Raw genomic sequence first — 22137 nt, forward strand, 5'->3', positions numbered from 1 at the left:
GACAACCCGACAACTTTTGAAAACAACGACAACAGCATCGTCGAAAATAGTAAACTTTCATTCCTGTTGGTGATTCCCAGGAATCATGAAGGTTTTTTCATTAGTTTTGGTTCAATATGATTAAGCAAAAAATAAATGCGCATAGCATGGTTATGCGGACAATGATCAGCACTGGCTTGCTATTTCTGGCCATGGTGTTGCCCGGACTAGCACAGGAAGCCGGCAACCGACTCGATGAAAATGGCCAAAAACAAGGATACTGGGAGAAAAAACAGCCCAACGGGAAGTTCCTCTATCAAGGGTATTTTCAGGATGATAAGCCTGTTGGTGAGTGGAAACGCTTTCATACCAATGGTGTTCTGAAAGCCCGGATCAACTATGCGGAAGATTCGGATACGGCTGCCGTGACCTTGTTTGATAACTATGGGAACAAGCTAGCCGACGGGTTTTATCTGGGGCGCGAAAAAGCAGGGCACTGGGTGTATTACGATAAAAGGCAGAAAGTAGCGGAAGAGAATTATGTAGATGGTAAAAAGAACGGAACGGCTCGGACATATTACTCCTCGGGCGAGTTGTTTGTTGAAACAAATTATGTTGACGGCGTGGAAGAAGGCGTATACCGGGCGTACCAAAAATCAGGAACGGTTTATTTTGAATGCCAGATGAACGATGGCCGACGCGATGGATATTGTCAGATTTTTTATCCCAATGGTGAGTTGGAAACAGCGGCTTTTTACCGTGCGGGCGTGCGGGAGGATTGTTGGACATATTACGATGAAAACGGCCGCCTGCAATATTCCCTGGAATACGAAAACGGGCAGGTGCAAAATCCGGCCGTGTTGGACAGTGTGGAGCAGATTCGCTACCGGCAGCTGGATGAAAATAGAAATAAAATAATGGATCCGGAGCAGTTTATGCAAGATCCGGTGCAATATATGATGCAACAAAAAATTCGCTAAGTGGATGTTTTCAAAACCAGGGATAGGGCTTGTTTTGTTGGGCTTGCTGATCGCGAGCCTTGTCCAGGCACAGCCACTTGTCAATTGTTACCGCGTTGCTTTTACCGATAAAGCGGGCACAGCATTTTCGGTTGATGCGCCTGAGCAGTTCTTGTCGCAACGGTCCTTGCTGCGTCGGGCCAGGCAAGCAATCCCGATCGATGAAAGCGACCTGCCCGTGTCGGAGGTTTATCGGGATAGCCTGAAAAGCCTGGGTGCCGTAATTCGTTACCAGTCGCGCTGGCTGAATGCCTGCACCGTTCAGGCAGATTCCCTGTTGGCCGGCCAAATTGCTGCTTTGGACTTCGTAAAACAAGTTCAGCTAACCAAACCTGGACTGGCCCCCAAATCCCTTCAGTTAAAATGGAATGACGAACGCGGCGATTCAACAATTGATTCGGTGCAGTATGGCTCTTCGTCCGACCAGATCGGTCAGCTTAATGGTCAGTTTTTGCACCAACAGAATTTTACCGGCAGCGGTATGCAGATTGCCGTGTTGGATGCCGGTTTTTTGAAGGTGAATGAATTGGATGCTTTTGCAGCCTTGCTGGCCGATAGCCGGTTGCTGGGCACGCGTGATTTTGTGGAGCCCGGCAGCGATGTCTTTGCCGGACACTATCATGGCATGAGCGTTTTATCAACGATGGCGGCTAATCTGCCGGGCGAGCTGGTTGGTGCAGCGCCCGGAGCTTCCTATTACCTGTTCCGAACCGAAGATGCTGCCTCCGAATATCTCATCGAAGAGGATTATTGGCTGGCAGCTGCCGAATATGCCGATTCGCTGGGGGCCGACATGATAAACTCGTCGTTGGGGTATTTTCAGTTTAACGATACCACCACCAATTACGACTATGACGATATGGACGGGGCAACAACCTGGGTTAGCCGAGCGGCCAATATGGCCGCTAATAAAGGGATGCTGGTTTGTGCAAGCGCCGGAAATGAAGCCAACAACAGCTGGCGCTACCTTGTTGCTCCATCGGATGGCGATGGAGTATTGAGCGTGGGGGCTGTTGACCGAAAGGGCGAGTGGGCATCGTTTAGCTCGCTGGGGCCCGCTACCGATGGCGATGTTAAACCCAATGTGTCGGCTCTGGGGGTGCAAACAGTCCTTGTAACTCCCGACGGAACAATTGGACGACGGAATGGCACTTCCTTCGCTTCGCCCCTGGTTGCCGGGCTGGCAGCTTGCTTGTGGCAGGCCAATCCCGATGTAACGGCAAGGCAGCTAAAGACGGCTATCGAGCAAAGTGCCAGTCAGTATTTGGCGCCCGACACGTTGCTGGGATATGGGATTCCCGATTTTGAGCTGGCCGACCAGCTTCTCAAACAAGGTGCGCTGGCTGTCGCCAATGAATTATCGGCACAGTCGGGCTGGAAGCTGTATCCCAATCCGGTTGTCGATTGGCTTTATCTGGAACCGGAAAGCTCTTTACGGGCCAAAAACATCGAGCTTAAACTGACGAATCTGTCGGGAGTAACCATCCGGAGGCAGAAAATTTATTCAACTCAAACTGTTTTTTCTATTTATCTGGGCAGTTTGCCTGCCGGTTTGTATCTTGTCCACCTCCGGAGCGGGAACGAACAAGTAAGCCTGAAAGTGGTTAAGAATAACCCGTAAAACAGAATCAAAATTGGATGATGAGAGATACGCAACTTTCCTTGTTGGAATTAAATCAGCTGGTGAAAAATACCCTGGATGATGCTTTTTCAAACTTGGTTTGGGTGAAGGCCGAAATCAGTGAGATGACTGTAAACCGAACCGGGCACTGTTACCTCGAGCTGGTGGATGTTGATCCCGCAACCAAAGCGGTTTTGGCTCGGGCGCGTGCAACAATCTGGTCGTACAGCTTCCGGATGTTACGCCCCTATTTCGAAACCACAACGGGGCAGGCGTTCTCGCAAGGCATCAAGGTTCTGGTTAGTGTTAAGGTTGAATACCATCCGGTGTACGGTTTTAGTTTGAATATCCGCGATATCGATCCCAGTTATACCATGGGCGACATGGCCCGAAAGCGGCGGGAGATCATTCAGCAGTTGCAGGAAGATGGTGTTTTCGATATGAACCGCGAACTGGAACTTCCGTTGGTCCCGCAGCGCATAGCCGTTGTGTCGTCGCCAACGGCTGCGGGGTTGCAGGATTTTATGGATCAACTGGCGAATAATCCACAGGGAATTCATTTTTACACCAAGTTGTTTCCGGCCGTCATGCAGGGCAGCGAAACTGCCGATTCGATCATTCATGCGTTGGAGCAGGTTTTTCAATACGAAGATTTTTTCGATGTTGTCTGTATCATGCGGGGCGGTGGTGCTCAGCTCGATTTGGCTAGTTTCGATCATTACGAGCTGGCCTACCATGTTGCGCAATTCCCCATTCCGGTGATTACGGGCATCGGGCACGATAAGGATGAAACGGTGATCGACCTGGTGGCGCACACCAAAATGAAAACACCCACTGCCGTTGCCGAGTTTCTGATTAACGGTGCAGAGCGTTTCGAACAACTTTTGCAGGATCTTCAGGTTCGCTTTGCCGATCTGCTAGCCCAACGGTTGGCCGAAGAACAGGAGTTTCTCGAGGAAGCGGTTGCAAGCCTCAAGCAAGGGGTGCGGCAATTGGTGAGCGAGGAGGAACATCGCTTCGAGATCAGTCGGCTTCATCTTCAAAATAGGGTGCCCCGTTTTTTGAAACAGAAAACGGATCGGTTTCAGAAATACTCACAACGATTGTCGGGGGCCGGGCAGCGCTTGCTAAAAGATGAAATGTACAGGCTGCACCGTAAAGCAGGAGAGTTGCAGTACCGGAGTCAGCGCTTGCTGGCCGCGCGGCAAACCAAACTCGACGAATGTCGGCACGTGCTGAAAATCAGAATGACCGATGGCTTTCGCCTGCAAACAAACAAGCTGGAAGCTTTTGAGGTGAAAAAACGGCTGGTTGACCCGGTAAGGGTACTCCAGCGGGGCTATAGCCTGGCCTATAAAAACGGGCGAATTGTGAAGTCGGTGGCCGATTTGGGCGAAGGTGACCAGCTGGAAACCCGCCTGGCTGATGGTAAGGTAATTAGTAAAATCATAAACAAATAAAAAGTATGGCTGCAAAAAAGTTGAACTATAAAGACGCCGTTGAAGAGATTGATGAGATTCTGGAGAAAATCGAAAATGAGGAGCTCGATGTGGATGAGCTGTCGGAAAAGGTGAAGCGTGTCTCAACGCTGATTAAGTTTTGTAAGGAAAAATTGCACAAAACACAGGCCGAGGTCGAGAATATCCTCAAGGAAATGGATGAATAGAAGTTGGATGGGGAGACCGATAGTTTGAATTGGTGTTTAAATTAGTTGATTTTCAGATTGAAATGGCGGATGTTGTTTTTTGTAAGAAAATTAGATTACCTTTGCAGCCTCAATTCTAGGGCATAGGTGGCAAGGGGGCTATTGCAAAGTAAATTTTTTTGTCATCAGTGCTATTGGATTAAGCGTGCGGTTTGCACATTAAATTTTTTTAGAACACAACGATGACATTTGAAGAAACGGGTTTGAAGCCCGAACTGCTGAGTGCTATTTCAGAAATGGGATTTCAGCAACCTACACCTATCCAGGAAAAAACAATTCCTCATCTTTTACAAGCCGACAACGACCTGATTGCCTTAGCGCAAACAGGAACCGGTAAAACTGCTGCCTTCGGATTGCCGCTGTTGCACAACGTCGATCTGAAAAGCAAGTCGGTACAGGCACTCGTTTTGTGCCCTACTCGCGAGCTGTGTTTGCAGATCTCGCGCGATTTGGAAAGCTTCTCGAAAAATCTGAAAGGCTCGAAAAATATTGCCGTTTATGGTGGTACCGATATCTCGAAGCAAATTCGCGAATTGCGAAGTGGCGGGCAGATTGTAGTGGGTACACCGGGACGTGTAAATGACCTGATTCGTCGGAATGTGCTGAATGTAGGCGACATTCGCTGGTTGGTGCTCGATGAGGCCGACGAAATGCTGACAATGGGCTTTAAGGAAGAGCTGGATGCCATTTTGGCCAACACTCCTTCAACAAAACAAACGTTGCTTTTCTCGGCGACCATGCCTGCCGAAATTGCCGAAATGTCGAAAAAATACCTGCATAACCCGGACGAACTGTCTGTTGGTAAACGCAACCAGGGCTCCGACAATGTTGAGCACCATTATTATTTGGTTCACGCCAAGGATAAGTATCAAACGTTGAAACGGATTGCCGATAATTATCCCGATTGTTATGCCATTGTTTTCTGTCGCACCCGGATGGAAACCCGCGATGTAGCCGAAAAATTGATGGCTGATGGCTATAATGCCGATGCCTTGCATGGCGATTTGTCGCAGGCACAACGCGATCAGGTGATGGTGCGTTTCCGGAATAAGAACCTGCAGATGCTGGTGGCTACCGATGTGGCTGCGCGCGGTTTGGATGTTAACGAGCTGACACACGCTATTAACTACAGCTTGCCCGACGATCCGGAGGTGTATATCCACCGTAGTGGCCGTACCGGGCGTGCCGGGAAAAAAGGAATCTCAGTTTCGATTGTTAACCTGCGCGAAACCGGAAAGATCCGTCAGATTGAAAATGTGTCGCAAAAGCGTTTTGAACGGAAAATGGTGCCTGGTGGCGAAGAAATTTGCGAAGTGCAGCTGATGCACCTGATCGACCGGGTGGTGCAAACCGAGGTGGATGACAAGCGGATTAATCCCTATATGCAGGCCATCAAGGATAAATTTGGCGATCTGAATAGCGATGAGATTCTGAAACGTTTTGTTTCAGTTGAATTCAACCGCTTTATCGAATATTACCGGAATGCTCCCGACTTAAATGTGAAAGAGAAAGAGCCGCGCGGACGTGCTAGTCGCGGTGAACGCGGTGGCGACCGGGTGAACTTTTCACGTTTGTTTATCAATGCCGGTAAAAAGCAAAATCTGAATGCTTCGCGTTTGTTGGGCATGATCAACGAGAACCTGCGTAAAAAGAATATCGAGATTGGTAAAATTGATATCCAACGGAAATTTTCCTTCTTCGAAATCGACAGTCGCTTCGAGGCCGATTTGATTAAAAGCATGAACCGTGCTTCAATCGATGGATACAGCGTAAAGGTTGATCGCGTTAGCGGGGAGGGGCCTGCCGGATTCCAACGCAGCCGCGGACGTAAGAAAGACTTTGGAAATAACAGTTTCCACAAAAAGAAACAACGATAAGCATCGTTATTTTTATAAAATAAAAAACGGTTGTATTCGCAGTTCTCTGCTGATGCAACCGTTTTTCGTATCGGGCAGCTTGGTCGTTTTAACGCGCCAATTGCCGAAACTTAAACCTTGATTTTTTTTTAATTAGTTAACGTCTTTAAGAAGTTGTTCTGCACGTTCAAGTATCTGTGTGTCGTCTAATAAAACAATTCCTCCATTAGGCCCTGGCTCAACGTGAATTCCAACAGATCGCCCGCGATCGTAATTTGCTCCACCAAAGTAATTTCTGACAGTTTCTACTTCTAAATGAAATTCATCGGCTAACTGATGAATTGCGCCTTCCGGCAAACTGTCTTTGATTTTACGAAGCTCGTTGAAGGTGATTTTTCTCTCCATGGCGGTAAAATTTTAATGGTTTGAAAACTGTGTTAACTCCCCTAAAGTTAAAATTAATAATTTAATAATGTCCTGATTTTACGGGGACAGAACAGCTGCTTCAGAATGGATATGGTGTGGAAATGAAAAATGTAACCTTTTCAGATAGTTACACTTCTTACAGGTCAGGGGGTTTGGCGCTTGTTGCTGGTTGAAATTCAGAAAGATGTTAAAAAACATTTTAACAACTTTTAATGCTCTTGTGGGCCCCGAAGCAGTGCATCGTAGATCACCTGGTGCATCGCCGGACGGATATTCAGGCGGCTGAGTTTGTTGTTGTTGCGTGTAGGGTAAACGCGGTTCGACAGGAAGATAAACAGGATTTTGTACTCCGGATCCATCCACACAAAAGTGCCGGTAAAGCCGGTATGTCCAAAACTCTCGGGACTTGCGTCAATGGCCGGGAAGGCGTGCTCGAGGGTGTTCTTGTCGTTGTCGATAAATGGCTTGTCGAAGCCTAGTCCCCGGCGGTTTTCGTTTTGGGGATATTGAATGCGCGTGAACTCAGCCATGCTCGTTGAGTCCAGGTAGCTGCCCCCTCCGTAGTGCCCAAACTGCAAATACATCTGCATGATTTTTGCCAGGTCGTTAGCATTGGAAAACAGGCCGGCATTGCCGGAAACTCCGCCAAGCATACTTGCTCCTTCATCGTGAACAAAGCCACGGATGAGCTCGTGCCGAAAGTTGTCATCCTGCTCGGTAGGGACAATTTCATCCAGCGGAAAATGTTGATAAGCATTATAGGTGAGCTTATATGCGCCCAGGGGCTGGTAGAAGTTCTTCTTCAGAAATTGTTCGTAGTCGCTGTGGCTTAGCTCTGAAATAACCTTGGGGAAAATCATAAAGCCCAGATCGGAGTAAGTATATTTTATGCGAGGCAAAAGTGGCGACTCCTTGATTTCGTTGTAGATGCGCTGGATATTGCGATGATCCATGTACAGGTGAGAAGAAACGCGGACATTGAAGTTATTGTCGGGCTGTTCGCGAAAAACAGCTGTTCGCAGGTTGCCGTTATTTTTTAGTTCGTTTTGCCAAAACGGGATCCAGGGCTTCAGTCGGGCTTGATGGGCCAGGATCTGGCGCGAGGTTATTTTTTCTTTATTGGTTCCCCTGAAAGGAGGCCAGTAAAAAGAAAATGGCATATCCAGTTTGAATTTTTTTTCATCGTAAAGCTTGATCAAAGCCGGAAGTGCTCCGGTTATTTTCGTTACCGAGGCGATATCGTAGATTGAGTTTTCATCTACCTCCCGACGCTTGTTGTAGGTGTAATATCCGTAACTTTTATTCAGAATAACCTTTCCATCTACGGCAATCAGCACCTGGCAGCCCGGAAAGGCTTGCTGGGTGATGCCCAAATTAGCCAGGCTGTCGATTCGGCGCTCCAGGTAGGCCGATGATATTTTTACTTCTTCGGGAATGGTATATTTCAACCGATCAATTTTGGGCAGGCTAATACCATCGTTCATGCGAAAGTAGGCATTCACATTAACCGGAAGCTTGCCGGAGGTGGGTATCGCTCCGAAGATAGCTTGTGCTGCCAGCTCCTCGGTAATCTGGTTTTCCTGGTAGCACAGCACAAGTCCGTCGGCAGTTTCTATTCCGCTTAACTTGTCCAGCGCGTAGGCATTGCCGAAGACGGAGACCAGCAGCTTTTTGTGTTTTAGTTTTTGGACGACTTCCTTCATGGCACTCGATGTGCCATAGTTTTTGGCGGGCGATAAGTTTAGGTTGTGAATGCCGCAGATGACCAGGTTGTAGGATCGCAGTTGCTTGACCAATTGATCGACCTCGGCCGTTGTTGCTTCCTTTTTCAGGTTGAAAATATCGACTTTGGTGTAGCGTGCGGCCATCTTTTGAAACGCGGTTTCTGAAGTCCGGCCAATTGATACAACGGCAACATTTAGGGTGTCGAGCCGCATCAGGGGCATTGAGTGCTCCCGGTTGATCAGGCAGGTCAGGCTTTGCTCGTGTAACCGACGGCGTGTTAACTCATAGCCCGGCTGGTTAAGGTCTTCCTGCAGGTTTTCTGGCTCGACTGTTCTTCGGGCGTCGAGCCCCATCCATTTCTTTAAGGCCAGTACTTTTCGGCAATGTTGATCGATGGCTTCCGGACGAATTCGATTTGTTCGGACAGCCTCACTGACGGCGGCAACAGCCTGGTCTAAATCCGGCACAATTTCCAGCATGTCGTTTCCAGCCTTGATAGCCAGAACAGCGGCCTCTCCCGGGGAGTACAGTTGGCTTACCCCGTGCATATTCATGGCATCGGTGAAGATCATTCCGCCGAATCCAAACTCGTTAATCAGTATGTTTTGAATGATATTTGGCGACAAGGACGCGGGTAATTTTGTGTTGGGCTCCAAGGCCGGAACCTGGATGTGGGCGGTCATCATCCCGCCAATACCCTGGTCGCTTAATTTTTTAAAAGGATATAATTCGATGGCATTTAAGCGGGCTGTATCATGTTTGATAACCGGTAGCCCCAGATGGGAGTCCACATTGGTATCGCCGTGTCCGGGGAAGTGTTTGGCAACAGCCAGCAGACCGGCATCCTGCATCCCCCGGGCATACAGCAATGCTTTGCGGGCTACCTTGTCCGGATTTTCGCCAAAGCTACGGTAGTTAATCACCGGGTTGTTCGGGTTGTTGTTCACATCGCTCACCGGAGCAAAGTTGATGTGTACGCCCATCCGGCGGAACTGCTGCCCGATTTCTTGCCCCATCTGGTAGATCAGGCTGTCGTCCTGAATAGCACCCAGCGCCATTTGTACCGGATAGCGTGGTGTGTTTTTCAGCCGGAAAGCAGGGCCCCATTCTCCATCAATCGCAATTAGAAGCGGGATGGGGCTGGCTTCCTGAAATTTGTTGGTCATTTCGAGTTGACGTGGAGCCGTTCCCTGCATAAAAATGACACCTCCCACTTCGTGGCGGTGGATATCACGCAGCACGCCATCGGGCGTTTTTCCGTCGGTACTGTATGCCTGAACGATGAAAAGCTGACCGATTTTTTGCTCTATGGTCAGGCTGTTCATCAAGCTGTCAACCCAGCTGTCGTGCAAATGTTGCAAGAAGGCCGGTTGGCGTTGTGCTGATAAAGGGATATAGGAAAAGCTCAGAGCAACTATCCAAAATAGTGCATGGCGAAGGTGTTTCATAGTTATCTGTTTTCGCTCTCAAAATTAATAAAGTTTCATTGATTGTTTGAAAAGCAGATTGGTTTAACGCTGAATTGTTACATTCGTGAGCATTAAAGAAAAAGTGATGAGAATCTTGTTGGTGATTTTGTTTTGTGCAAGTTTGGCAGGTTGTGCCCAAGCGCAGCAATTGAAGTGTGGAGCCGATCAGCCGGAGCAGTATTTAGGTCTTCTGGAAGGAAAACATGTTGGTTTGGTGGTTAATCCATCGTCGCGTGTTGGCGATGAGCATCTAGTCGATTTTTTACTGCGCAATGGTATTGCCGTCGAGAAAATATTTAGTCCCGAGCACGGCTTTCGGGGCGATGCCGATGCGGGCGAACAAGTTCGCGACCAAAAAGATCAGAAGACCAGCTTGCCGGTGATCTCGTTATATGGCGACAATAAAAAGCCCCGGGCAGATCAACTCGACGATCTTGATCTGCTGGTTTTCGACATTCAGGATGTCGGCGTGCGTTTTTATACCTACCTGAGTACGCTGCACTATGTGATGGAGGCCTGTGCCGAAGAAAACAGGAAACTGCTGCTGCTGGATCGTCCCAACCCGAATGGAGATTATGTGGCCGGTCCGGTGTTGAAGCCGCAATTCAGCTCCTTTGTTGGCATGCACCCCATTCCGGTTGTGCATGGTTGTACATTGGGCGAATTGGCGCGGATGATCAATGGTGAAGGGTGGCTCAAAGGTGGACTTAAATGTGATCTTACAGTCGTTGCTGTTGCCAATTACAGCCACCGGATGCCTTATTCGCTGCCGGTTAAACCATCTCCCAATTTGCCGAACGACCGGTCAATTCGTTTATATCCTTCCTTGTGCTTTTTCGAGGCGACAACCATGAGTATTGGCCGGGGAACTTATTTCCCTTTTCAGGTTATTGGTTATCCTGATCCGAGCTTCGGAACTTTTCAGTTTACACCCCGCAGCATTGTTGGCATGGCGAAAAGTCCCAAGCAGGAAGGGCAGCTTTGTTACGGCGATGATCTGCGTACGGCCGGCAACGAGGATCGCTTCACGCTGCGATACTTTCTGCACTACTACCACGCTTTTGAGAATGAGTCGGATTTTCTGAGCTCTCCCCGTTGGTTTAACCTGTTGGCCGGAACCGACGAGCTTCTGAAAATGATTCGCGAAGGAGCGCAGGAGTCGGATATAGAGGCCTCCTGGAAGCCTGAATTGGATAAATACGGCAAGATGCGACAAAAGTACTTGCTGTATGAAGACTAGTAAAAATACCCGAAATCAACTCGGCCGGTAAAAAAGTAGTTGAGCGGAGAATTTGACTTGTTTTAGAGCATCATCTGGCTTCGGTAGATTTGTTAAAAAATGTGAAAATCATTTTGTACTTTAGCATACTAAGTCCCCTGAAAATCCGTTCAATCTAAAACAAGCTTTTGAAACAGTCCGTTTATATATTTTTAGTCATCCTGTCGTTGGTCTATCTTGTTTCCTGCGAGGATGAAAAATATACGACTTCAACTGATGCCCGGCTTGTATTCTCGGTTGATACCGTGATGTTTGATACCATCTTTACTACGGTTGGATCCACGACTCAGCACTTAAAAGTTTATAACCCTTACGATCAGTCGGTGAAAGTTTCGGCGGTGCGTCTGGCCGGGAGTCCCGATTCCGATTTTCGCTTAAATATCAATGGAATTCCCTCCGATGAATTGGTGGATCTGGAGATCCCGGCGAATGACAGTATCTACATCTTTGTTGAAGTGACGATTGACCCTCAGGGGGAAAATCAACCCATCGTCGTCAAAGATTCGATCGAGTTTTTAACCAATACAAATTTGCAGTATGTGCGGCTGGTTGCCTGGGGACAAGATATTGAGCTGGTTAATACGCCCATAACTGTTGACACCGAATGGACCGGTGCTCGCCCCTATGTTGTGTATGAAAATGCATTGGTTGAGAAAAATGCAACATTGAAAGTCGGTCCGGGAGCACGCATATATTTTCATGCCGGTACCGGCTTGTATGTGAAAGGCAAATTGCAGGTTAACGGAACGCTTGAGAAGCCCGTTGTTTTTCAGGCCGACCGCCTGGAAGAGGTTTACCGCGATGTTCCGGATCAGTGGAATGGCATCTTTTTGTATTCCGGAAGCCATGACAATCTGATCTGCGATGCTGAAATAAAAAATGCAAACATCGGATTACAGGTGGGCAATATCGAGAATGAAGGCTATGCATCGGTCGATATTCGGAACAGCCGGATTTATAACCATTCGTATGCCGGAATATTTGCGCTAAAATCCAAAATATCAGCATACAACACCTTGATCTACAATTGTGGCTATTATGCGGCTGCCTTGTTGATCGGGGGCGAGTACGAGTTTTATCATACCACCATTGCAAACTATTGGGGCGGCTATACCGGGCGCATTCGTTCTACTTCGTCGCTAATGATTTCCGATCATGTTGTTGTTGATCAGGGCGACGGCTCATCGACAACCTATTCGGGCGATTTGCGGAAAGCCTATTTTGCTAATAGTATTATCACCGGCAATATTCTCACCGGTAACGAGGTCGAATTAGCCCGTCTGGGAAAGCAGGAGTTTAACTATTTCTTCGATCATTGCTTGCTGAGCCTCGCTGATACGGTGAACGTGGAAAACCCGACGCATTACAGTGGAATTTTGAAAAATGCACTGCCCAAGTTCGTTGATCCTTATGTGAAGATGAATTTTGAGTTGGATACGCTAAGTGCCGCGAAAGATGCCGGCTCGCCCGAGATCGGAAAACTATTTCCATTCGATCTAGTCAATCAAAACCGAACCCTTGATGCAGGTCCCGATTTGGGTGCTTATGAACGTGTGGAAGAGCAGGCATATTAGATTGATTGTTTTGCTGGCCGGCTTGTTGCTAAGCGCGCCTGCTGCCGCTCAGGTTCAAAAATCGGATACCGGTTTTTCGGTTCTCTTTTACAATGTTGAAAACCTGTTCGACACCTCGGATGATCCGCTAACGGAGGACGACGAGTTTTGCGCTGGTGGACTGCGCAACTGGAACTCCTTTCGTCTTCGCGATAAGCTGAATAAAATTTCAAAAGTTGTTATGGCAGCTTCTGGTTTTGATGCTCCCGCCATTATTGGGTTTTGCGAAGTTGAAAACAGCTGGGTTTTGCAGCAGTTAACTGAAAATACAGCACTCCGCCGGTTCAATTACCGGATCATTCACAAACAGTCGCCGGATGATCGGGGCATTGATGTTGCGATCATTTACCGACCGGATAAGGTGGTGCCAATCCGATATCAGTACCATCCCCTAATCAGCAAATCAGGCGATACGCTCCATAGTCGCGAAATACTGGAGGCCACCTTTGGCTTTGTCGACGATAGTCTGCATATTTTTGTCAACCATTGGCCTTCGCGGTACCGGGGACAGGCGCAGACTGAACCCGACAGGATGCTGGCAGCCGAAACGTTGCGTAAGGCCGTGCTGGCAACTTACCAAAAGCAGGAAAAAGCGAAGGTGATTCTGATGGGTGATTTTAACGATCAGCCCGATAATGCCAGTTTGACGAAGGGGCTTCGGTCAGTGGAGGCTGATCGGCCCGAAATACAAGGTGAATTGATTAATCTGTCGGAAAACTGGAACCCCCGGGGGACGCTGAAGCATCGCAACAGCTGGCAAATATTCGATCAGATTATTGTCTCCGATTATTTATTGTCAGCCAACCGGTTGCACTTGTCGGCATCGGATGCGCAAATTGTTGAGTGGCCGTTTTTGTTTGAGGCAGATGATCGTTGGGGCGGAAAACGTCTGTTCCGGACCTACCGCGGGTATCACTATGCCGGTGGTTTTTCCGATCACCTGCCGGTTATTGCGCATTTACACTATACACACTAGCCCTGATTCGGTGAAAGGCCCATCTCGGAAGCTTTGTTCAGCATATATTGATAGGCATCGTCGTGATTGTTGCGAATTTCACCTTCCAGAATTGCCTCTTTGATGGCGTTTTTAATTTCGCCAACCTCACGGCAGGGGGGCAGCCCGAAAGTCTCCATGATCTCCTCGCCCGAAACCGGAGGCTGAAAGTTGCGGATATGATCCCGCTCCTCTAAATCTTTGAGCTTCTCGCGCACCAACTGGAAGTTTTTCAGGTAGCGTTTTACTTTCTCGGCATTTTTCGAGGTGATGTCAGCTTCGCAAAGGGTCATCAGGTCGTCGATATCGTCACCCGCTTCAAATAGCAAGCGCCGAACGGCCGAGTCGGTAACCTCCTCTTCCGATAAAACGATGGGCCGCATGTGAAGCGATACCATCTTTTGGATGTATTTCATCTTCTCGTTCATCGGCAGTTTCATGCGCCGAAATAACTTGGGGAGCATTTTTTCGCCAACATAGTTGTGGCCGTGAAAAGTCCATCCGGTGCCCGGAACAAAACGTTTGGTGCGCGGTTTTCCAATGTCGTGCAGCAGAGCCGACCATCGGAGCCACAGGTTGTTGGTGTTGGGAACAATCCGGTCGAGCACCTCCAGAGTGTGGTAAAAGTTGTCCTTATGGGCCACACCGGATTTTTCGTCGATTCCCTTCATTTTGGCTAACTCGGGGAAGATGAGTGGCAACAGGCCGGTTTTGTCCAGTAGTTTAAACCCGATTGAAGGCTTGTCGGACAGAATGATTTTGTTCAGTTCTTCAATAATGCGTTCTTTCGAGATAATCTCGATCCGGTGGGCATAATCGCTGATTGCCTGTAGGGTTTTATCTTCTATTCTGAAGCTCAGTTGTGTTGCAAAGCGGATGGCGCGCATCATGCGAAGCGGGTCGTCCGAGAACGTGATGCCCGGTTCAAGGGGAGTACGGATGATTTTGTTTTCCAGATCGGCTATACCGCCAAACGGATCGACGAGCTCTCCGAAATTAGCTTTATTCAGGCCTATGGCCAGGGCGTTAATTGTGAAATCGCGTCTTTTCTGATCGTCCTCCAGGCTGCCGTCTTCAACAACCGGTTTACGCGAATCGTGCGTGTACGACTCTTTGCGGGCACCAACAAATTCAAGCTCAAGATCTCCTTTTTTGATCATGGCCGTGCCAAAATTCTTAAAAACACTAACCGGTGTTTTGGGCCCCAGACGTTTAGCGACCCGCTTGGCCAGCTCAATCCCACTTCCCAACGTGACAATATCGATATCTTTTGAATTGCGGTGGAGAATTAAATCCCGGACAAAGCCGCCGATGACAAAACAGGCTTGTTGCAGTTGGTCTGCTTCCTCTGAGACTATTGAAAATATCGGGTCTTTTAAATGCTCTTTCATGAAATGGATATCCGTTTTTAAACGATCTTAAAGGATAAATATGTCATTTTGTTCAAAACTGTGACAAAATTACAATTATTTCGGCACGAGTGGGATGAAATAAAGTTTTTAATTTATTGGCATGTTTGTTGATATTTAAATATCTAAAAAATTATATATTTGTGATTTAAATCAATTAGTTATGCTAGAACATTTGACCAAAGAGACGTTTAAAGAAAAAGTATTCAACTTCGAACTCAATAAAGAATGGAAGTATGAAGGAAGCAAACCTTGTTTGATTGACTTTTATGCCGACTGGTGTGGTCCTTGTAAGATGGTGGCTCCAATTTTGGACGAACTGCAGGCCGAGTACGGCGACAGCCTTCATATTTACAAAGTGAACACGGAAGACCAGCAGGAATTGGCCGGTATGTTTGGTGTTCAAAGTATCCCGTCTCTACTGTTTGTTCCGGTTGACGGGCAGCCGCAAATGGCAATGGGAGCTCTTCCCAAGGCAACCTTTGAGCAGGCTATTGCGGAGGTGCTGAAAGTTGAAAAGCCGGCCTGATTGAATTCAGAAAAGGGGAATCTGATTGTCGGTTAAAAATTGTCCAGAATTTTTTCCAGGCGAATGCCTCTGGAGCCTTTAATCAGGATCAGATTGTTTTTTATTTGTTTTTGTTGAAATAGGTAGTTTGCAAGAAGTTCGATGGATTCGAACTTCTTTGCTTTTGTACCGGCATCAACCTGGTTAAAGCAAGGGCCAATCAGGAAAACCTGTTCAAATTCCTGACTGGCTATAAAATCGGCAATTTTTTGATGTTCTTCTTTCGAATATTCTCCTAATTCGAGCATATCGCCCAGGATGACGGTTTTTGCCTTTTGTGCCAGCTGGCTGAAGTTTTGCAGCGAGGCCATCATGCTGGTGGGGTTGGCATTATAGGCGTCAAGGATGATGCGGTTTGTTCCGCGTTGAATTAATTGCGAGCGGTTATTGGTTGGTTCGTATTTTTCGACTGATTTTTGGATCAGCAGTGGGTCGATGTCGAAATAGGAGCCAACGCGGGCAGCAGCCATGATGTTTTCGAAATTGTAAGCACCGACCAGCTTTGAGCGAAAATAGAGCCATCCCTTTGGGAACAGAATTTTTGCCGTCAGGTAGTACGACGAGTCCTCCGGCTCACCGCGCAGTTGTGCCGTTTCGTTATTGCCGTAGCTCAGTAGTTCCAGTCCTTCAGCTTGTTTTAACAGCAGTTTGTTATCGGTATTGATAAAGCACTTTCCACCGGTTTCGCGCAGAAAGTCGTAAAGTTCGGTTTTGGTTTTGACAACGCCTTCAAAAGAACCAAATCCTTCCAGGTGAGCTTTCCCCATATTGGTTACCAGTCCGAGATCGGGCTGTGCAATATCACACAAAGCAGCAATCTCGCCCGGGTGATTAGCGCCCATTTCAATCACAGCAATTTGAGTTTCGGGTGTCATCCGAAGCAGGGTGAGCGGAACACCAATATGGTTATTGAGGTTCCCTTGTGTAAAGATCAGGTTGAACCGGTTTTTCAACACCGCTGCAATTAATTCCTTACTGGTTGTTTTCCCGTTTGTGCCGGTAATGGCAAGTACCGGAATACCGAGTGTTTGCCGATGTAGGCGGGCTAATTTCTGTAAGCTTTTTAAAACATCGTCGACCAGGATAATATGCGCATCGTTGGCGTACTGCGGGTTGTCAACAATGGCGTACTTTGCTCCTTTCTGCAGGGAGTCGGCGGCAAATTTATTGCCATCGAAGTTCTGTCCTTTCAGGGCGAAGAAGATACTGTCCGGGAGAATGGTCCGGCTGTCGGTTGATACGGTCGGATGTTGCTTGAATATTTCGTAGAGTTCTGCCGTTTTCATAGGGGTATAGAAAAAATAAAACCTCATTGCAAAAATGAGGTTTTTATCTGTTTTATCAAGAATGTTTCTAATTAAAATCCTTCCGGACTTCCTACGCGGGTCATAGCGCAGCGGAATCCCAGGTCGTTGGCCGATTCAGATTGGTCTCTGAAGCGACGTGTGCCGGGTATCATCCAGTACGGGCGGTCTTTCCATGATCCACCTTTGTATACCCGTATTTTATCGGTAATCAACGATGTAAAACTTCCTTCGTTGCTGTTGGATTGAACATACATGTCTTCTGTTGTCAGGTTGTCTTTTACCATATTCCAGTCCTGACCTTCGATAATTTGCGATTGATAATCACCATCCAGGTAGTTTCGGTAGTCGGCAACGGTGTCAATCAGTAATTCACCAAACTCATCGCGAATCAGGTCTCCGTTGGCATCCTGGCGGTATTTGGTGTATACAGTCCCGCGGAATGGTTGAAATTCGGCCACATCTTCCTGCGACAAGGGACGGTAGATATCGGCAACCCACTCGTTAACATTACCGGCCATACAGTAGAGGCCGAAGTCGTTGGGTTTGTATGAGTTTACCGGAGCGGTAATATCTGCATTATCGTTCAGGTAACCAGCCATACCCATCATGTCACCACGTCCGCGAACAAAGTTGGCATTCAGTAAGCCACGATCCCGTCGGCTGTCGTCGCGCAAATAGCTGCCGTTCCAGGGGTACAATTTCCGCTCGGTCAACAGTTCGCCGTCGGTATTTCCGATTAACCCGTAAGCGGCATATTCCCACTCAGCTTCTGTTGGCAGTCGATAGTCCGGCATCAGGATGCCATCTTCCCAGCGAATTTTACGTGGGTTGCCAGCTGCATCTTCAATGGGTTTGTCGCCTTGTTTACCTTCGTATAAACCAGCCAGATATGTTTCGGTTGTAAATACATTTTCGCCTTGTTGGGTGTTGTCGTGAGTCAGCACACCTTTGTTTACCAAAAGTTGTTCGTTTACACGGTCAGTACGCCATTTGCAGTAGGCATTGGCTTGTTCCCAGCTAACGCCTACAACCGGATATTTGCTGTAGGCGGGGTGGCGCAGGTAGTTTTCCAGATAAGGTTCGTTATAGGCCAGAGCTTCGCGCCAAACCAGCGTGTCGGGTAGAGCCTGCAGATAGCGCTCTTTGCTTTCGGGATATACGCGTTGAATCCAGAATAAATATTCCCGGTAGTCCAGGTTCGACACTTCACATTCGTCCATATAGAACGAAGCCACCGTTACGCGGCGTGGTGCGTTGTTCCAGTCGTACATCACATCCTGCTCCACACGTCCCATCGTGAAGGTACCACCTTGTATGAATTTTAAACCAGGACCGGCAAACTGAGCATAGTCAGCATCTGTTTGAAATCCTCCGTTTTCAGGATCATTGTATTCCCAACCAGTTGTGTTTGATGAATTCTTTTTACTGAAACCACCGCTGTCTTTTTTGAAGACACTGCAACTCGCCAGAAGCATCGTTAAACCAACGAAAAATATGGCTTTAAATTTCATCTTTTTGTATTTACAGTTTGGTTTTTCTCTTGGCAAATATAATTAAATAGTTCTATTGCTTTTGATTCGCTTTCAGAACTTTTTTGTAACGCTGTACGCCTTGTGTTTATTGTATTCTGACCCGATTAATGTGCAAAAACACTAAGTTTGCCAAAGATTAATTTCAGATTAAAATAAACTTTGTTCAACTTCGTTATTGCACCGAATACATTGAAACACCGCATGACAAAAACGCAATACTTGATATTAATATTGTTTTTCATCTCGAAACTTTTGCTGACCGTTTCCTTGTCGACGGCAAGTCCGGTTGAAAAGGAAACGCCCCGCCGGGAGCTGCGTAATTTGGATTACAATTCAGTTTTGTCGGAAGGGAATTGGGTGAAGATTTCCACTTCCGGTTGTGGGATCTATAAAATCAAGTACAGCATGCTGGAATCATGGGGGTTTACGAATCCCGAGGCTGTTGGAGTTTATGGGAACGGTGGGTTCATGTTGTCGAAAGTGAATGCGGTGAGTTTATCCTCCGATTTGATGCAAAATGCGATTTGGCACGCGCAGGATGGCGATGGCGAAGATTGCCTGTTTTTTTATTCTACCGGAACAATCCGGTGGACTTTTAACGAACAGCTGAATGCCTTTACTCACCAGTCGAACGATTATGCCGATAAGGCGGTGTATTATTTGTCGGATCAGGGACCTGCGAAGCTGGTGGAGCTAGTGGATGATGATGTTGTTGTACTAACAGACACCGTTTCGCAGTATGCCGACTATCAGCTCTATGAGCAGGATTTGGAAAATTTGATCCAATCCGGAAGGGATTGGTACGGCGATCGTTTTCAGCCGGGGCGAACCATAAATTACAGCTTTCCGATCAAAAACAGTGTTGCCGATCGTCCGGTCAATGTTCTGGTGAAAGCTGCGGGGCGCTCATCGGGCAGTTCTTCCTTCTCGGTGTTGTGGAACGGTAACCGTCAGCAGCTTATTTCATTTCAGGGTGTCGATACCGGGAGTCAGCTGACGGAATATGCCCGTTCGGGGCAAACGCGTTTCTCGGTATACTCCGGTTTGGCGACTTCGGTGGTCGGGTTAACTTACAACTCGTCCAACAGCTCGGCGTTGGGATGGCTCGACTATATTGAGCTAAATTGTTGGCGTCGTTTGGAATACGAAGATGACCCCTTGTTTTTTCGGAATCCTGAGACGGTTGGCGAGGGAAGGGGAAGTTTGTACCAAATTGAAGGACTGAATGATCATGCACAGGTGTGGGATATTACCGATTACTTAAATGCCCGGCATATAAGGCTGAGCTGGTCGGGAAATACGGCGACTTTTGTAGCCGCGAGTGACAGCTTGCGTGAATTTGTTGTTTTCGATCCCACCGGTGAGATTCCTGAGCCGCAGATTGTTGGGCCTGTCGATAATCAAAATCTCCACGGCCTGACGGTCCCCGGGATGCTTATTCTATGTCATGCCGACTTTCGGCAACAGGCTGACGAGTTGGCTCTTTTTCACGAACAGCATCAGCTTTCGGCGGCTGTGGTCGATGTTGAACAGATATACAACGAGTTTTCGTCGGGGATTGCCGATGTTGCCGGAATCCGGAATTTTATTCGATATTGTTACGAAAAATCGAAGCAGACTACCGGCGATTTAAAATATGTGCTGTTATTTGGCGATGGGAGTTACGATAGCAAAGATGTGAGCGGACAGGGCTTCAATTTTATTCCCACCTATCAGTCGGCCAACTCGTTATTGCCCACTTCTTCTTTCGTAACCGACGATTTTTATGTATTGCTCGAAGTCGGCGAGGGCGAAGCCGAAGGCTCTATGGATCTGGCTATTGGTCGAATTCCGGCACAGACCACCACTGAGGCAGAGGCTGTCGTTAGCAAGATTATTCGTTATTCGTCGGAAGAAGCGATGGGAGAGTGGCGCAATGTTATTTGTTTTATCGGCGATGATGAGGACTCAAACATTCATGCCTATCAGGCCGAAAATCTGGCTGAAAATGTTGTTGCCAGTCAACCGGCATTTGTGGTCGACAAAATCTATTTCGATGCCTTCGAGCAACAAACCAGCCCTAGTGGCGAGACTTATCCCGATGTAACCAGCGCGATTAACGGTCGGGTAAAAAAAGGAACACTTATTTTAAATTATACCGGCCATGCCAACGAAATTGCCTTGGCCGAAGAAAAGGTGTTGACAACCGATGAAATTGATGCGTGGACAAATGAAAATAAACTGCCGGTTTTCATCACGGCTACCTGTGAGTTTAGTCGCTTCGATGCGGATGAACAGTCCGGTGGCGAGCATATTCTGTTTAACGCTAATGGTGGAGCTGTTGCCCTGTTCAGCACAACGCGCATTGTCTATTCAAGTCCCAACTATGTGTTGAACTCTCAGTTGTATAAGCATTTCTTTCAGGTTGACGATCAGGGGCAATATCTGGCCATGGGAGAGGTGGTGCGGCGGACTAAAAATGCGCTTTCGTCCGGCATCAATAAACGAAATTTCATGTTGTTGGGTGATCCGGCTATGCGCTTGGCTATTCCTCAGTATAATGTTGTTACCACGTCGGTAAACGGCCTTCCTCCGACGCAGATTTCCGAGCCAATAGCTGCTTTGACCAAGGTGGAGGTGGAGGGTGAAGTTACCGACAATGATGGAAATAGGCTGACTAATTTCAACGGACAGCTCATCCCTGTGGTATACGATAAAGCCCGGCAGACACAAACGCTTGGCAACGATGGAGAAGAGCCGTTTGAGTACATCTCGCGAAACAATCCGATTTACAAAGGATTGGCAACGGTTGAAAACGGGAAGTTCGCTTTTTCATTCCTGGTGCCTAAAGACGTGTCGTATGCCGAAGGTACGGGCAAAATCGTTTACTATGCTTACAGCGCTGAGCTGGATGCCCATGGTGCAACTACCGATCTGCCAATTGGTGCTTCCACGGACAGTTCGCTGGACGATTCGGATGGTCCGCAGATTGGTCTTTACCTGAATACGTCGTCATTCGAATCCGGCGATCAGGTTGGTGCCAATTCAATTTTATATCTCGACTTATTCGACCGCAGTGGCATCAATACACTGGGAACGGGCATTGGACACGATATAACAGCAGTACTGGATGGCGATTATTCCAATATCATCGTTTTGAATGATTATTATCTGGCCGGTTTGGACGATTATACAAGCGGTTCGGTTGTTTATCCCTTAACCGGTTTGGAAGAGGGCGAGCACACCCTGACCGTTAAAGTATGGGATGTTTTCAACAACTCGACCGAGATAACCGTTCGTTTTGTCGTTAGCGAAGCATTATCGATTCAGGATGTTGTTTGTTATCCCAATCCAATGAGCGATCAGGCAAATTTTCGGATTATTCATAACCAACCCGACGAACTGCTGGATGTACGAATTGAATTTTTCGATTCAAAGGGTAGTGTCGTGGACATTCTTGAAAAATCATTGGTCTCGAATGGTGTTGAAACCCCGGTGATTAGCTGGCGGCTTTCCGATCGGCAACTGATGGTTCGAAACGGAAGTTATTTTTATCGGGTTATCCTGAAAAATACCGAGGGCGCGCAAAATTCCCAAAGCGGGACAATAATTATTTTGCGGAGATAAGGCAGCCGCAGATACTTTTTCGGGGCCTT

General features: G+C 47.6%; 15 protein-coding genes. 10 read left to right on the top strand and 5 right to left on the bottom strand.

Annotated elements, in window-relative coordinates:
* The first annotated feature begins 152 nt into the window (after positions 1–152).
* From C8N47_RS09530 to C8N47_RS09550, 5 genes are all read left to right on the top strand, one after another.
* On the top strand, positions 153–959 hold the full coding sequence (locus tag C8N47_RS09530; protein ID WP_170111354.1) for a toxin-antitoxin system YwqK family antitoxin: 807 nt from the start codon (positions 153–155) through the stop codon (positions 957–959).
* Positions 960–963: 4 nt separating this feature from the next.
* Positions 964–2619 carry a S8 family serine peptidase gene (locus C8N47_RS09535; protein ID WP_107822321.1) on the top strand — a complete coding sequence of 552 codons (1656 nt, stop codon included), beginning with the start codon at positions 964–966 and terminating at the stop codon, positions 2617–2619.
* Between the two features lie 20 nt (positions 2620–2639).
* On the top strand, positions 2640–4079 hold the full coding sequence (xseA, locus tag C8N47_RS09540; protein WP_170111355.1) for an exodeoxyribonuclease VII large subunit: 1440 nt from the start codon (positions 2640–2642) through the stop codon (positions 4077–4079).
* Positions 4080–4084: 5 nt separating this feature from the next.
* Positions 4085–4285, top strand: a complete 201-nt coding sequence (gene xseB / locus C8N47_RS09545; protein WP_107822323.1) for an exodeoxyribonuclease VII small subunit — start codon at positions 4085–4087, stop codon at positions 4283–4285.
* Between the two features lie 221 nt (positions 4286–4506).
* Complete coding sequence (locus tag C8N47_RS09550) at positions 4507–6201, top strand: DEAD/DEAH box helicase (RefSeq protein WP_107822324.1); 1695 nt, start codon at positions 4507–4509, stop codon at positions 6199–6201.
* A 132-nt stretch (positions 6202–6333) separates the two neighbouring features.
* Here C8N47_RS09550 and C8N47_RS09555 read toward each other — a convergent pair whose 3' ends face one another.
* A complete protein-coding gene (locus tag C8N47_RS09555; protein WP_107822325.1) occupies positions 6334–6585 on the bottom strand; it encodes a DNA-binding protein in 252 nt (83 codons plus the stop codon).
* 230 nt (positions 6586–6815) lie between these two features.
* A complete protein-coding gene (locus C8N47_RS09560) occupies positions 6816–9779 on the bottom strand; it encodes a serine hydrolase domain-containing protein (protein WP_107822326.1) in 2964 nt (987 codons plus the stop codon).
* Between the two features lie 85 nt (positions 9780–9864).
* Between C8N47_RS09560 and C8N47_RS09565 the strand changes: the two genes are divergently transcribed.
* The 3 genes from C8N47_RS09565 to C8N47_RS09575 all read left to right on the top strand — a co-directional run bounded on the left by C8N47_RS09565 (position 9865) and on the right by C8N47_RS09575 (position 13668).
* Positions 9865–11040: an exo-beta-N-acetylmuramidase NamZ family protein gene (locus tag C8N47_RS09565; RefSeq protein ID WP_245915696.1), complete on the top strand. Its 1176-nt coding sequence runs from the start codon at positions 9865–9867 to the stop codon at positions 11038–11040.
* Between the two features lie 167 nt (positions 11041–11207).
* Entirely contained in the window at positions 11208–12653 is a 1446-nt protein-coding gene (locus C8N47_RS09570) for a hypothetical protein (RefSeq protein ID WP_146161489.1), read from the top strand.
* Positions 12601–13668: an endonuclease/exonuclease/phosphatase family protein gene (locus C8N47_RS09575; RefSeq protein ID WP_146161490.1), complete on the top strand. Its 1068-nt coding sequence runs from the start codon at positions 12601–12603 to the stop codon at positions 13666–13668. Before C8N47_RS09570 ends, C8N47_RS09575 begins: the two co-directional genes overlap by 53 nt.
* Here the strand turns inward: C8N47_RS09575 and C8N47_RS09580 are convergent.
* Complete coding sequence (locus C8N47_RS09580) at positions 13665–15077, bottom strand: CCA tRNA nucleotidyltransferase (RefSeq protein ID WP_107822330.1); 1413 nt, start codon at positions 15075–15077, stop codon at positions 13665–13667. The genes C8N47_RS09575 and C8N47_RS09580 overlap by 4 nt on opposite strands.
* A 181-nt stretch (positions 15078–15258) precedes the next feature.
* Between C8N47_RS09580 and trxA the strand changes: the two genes are divergently transcribed.
* Complete coding sequence (gene trxA, locus C8N47_RS09585; protein WP_107822331.1) at positions 15259–15624, top strand: thioredoxin; 366 nt, start codon at positions 15259–15261, stop codon at positions 15622–15624.
* 32 nt (positions 15625–15656) lie between these two features.
* On the opposite strand, the gene C8N47_RS09590 is transcribed toward trxA, so the two are convergent.
* Both C8N47_RS09590 and C8N47_RS09595 read right to left on the bottom strand, forming a co-directional pair.
* The gene (locus C8N47_RS09590; protein ID WP_245915697.1) at positions 15657–16976 is read right to left on the bottom strand and encodes a UDP-N-acetylmuramoyl-tripeptide--D-alanyl-D-alanine ligase; all 1320 of its coding nucleotides are present in this window, start codon (positions 16974–16976) and stop codon (positions 15657–15659) included.
* 44 nt (positions 16977–17020) lie between these two features.
* A complete protein-coding gene (locus tag C8N47_RS09595; RefSeq protein ID WP_107822333.1) occupies positions 17021–18481 on the bottom strand; it encodes an SUMF1/EgtB/PvdO family nonheme iron enzyme in 1461 nt (486 codons plus the stop codon).
* A gap of 240 nt (positions 18482–18721) precedes the next feature.
* On the opposite strand from C8N47_RS09595, the gene porU reads away from it, so the two are divergent.
* Positions 18722–22108 (top strand): type IX secretion system sortase PorU, encoded by a 3387-nt coding sequence (gene porU / locus C8N47_RS09600; RefSeq protein WP_170111356.1) that lies wholly within the window; start codon positions 18722–18724, stop codon positions 22106–22108.
* Positions 22109–22137 lie beyond the last annotated feature (29 nt).

The organism is Mangrovibacterium marinum (assembly GCF_003046625.1).
GTDB classification, from domain to species: domain Bacteria; phylum Bacteroidota; class Bacteroidia; order Bacteroidales; family Prolixibacteraceae; genus Mangrovibacterium; species Mangrovibacterium marinum.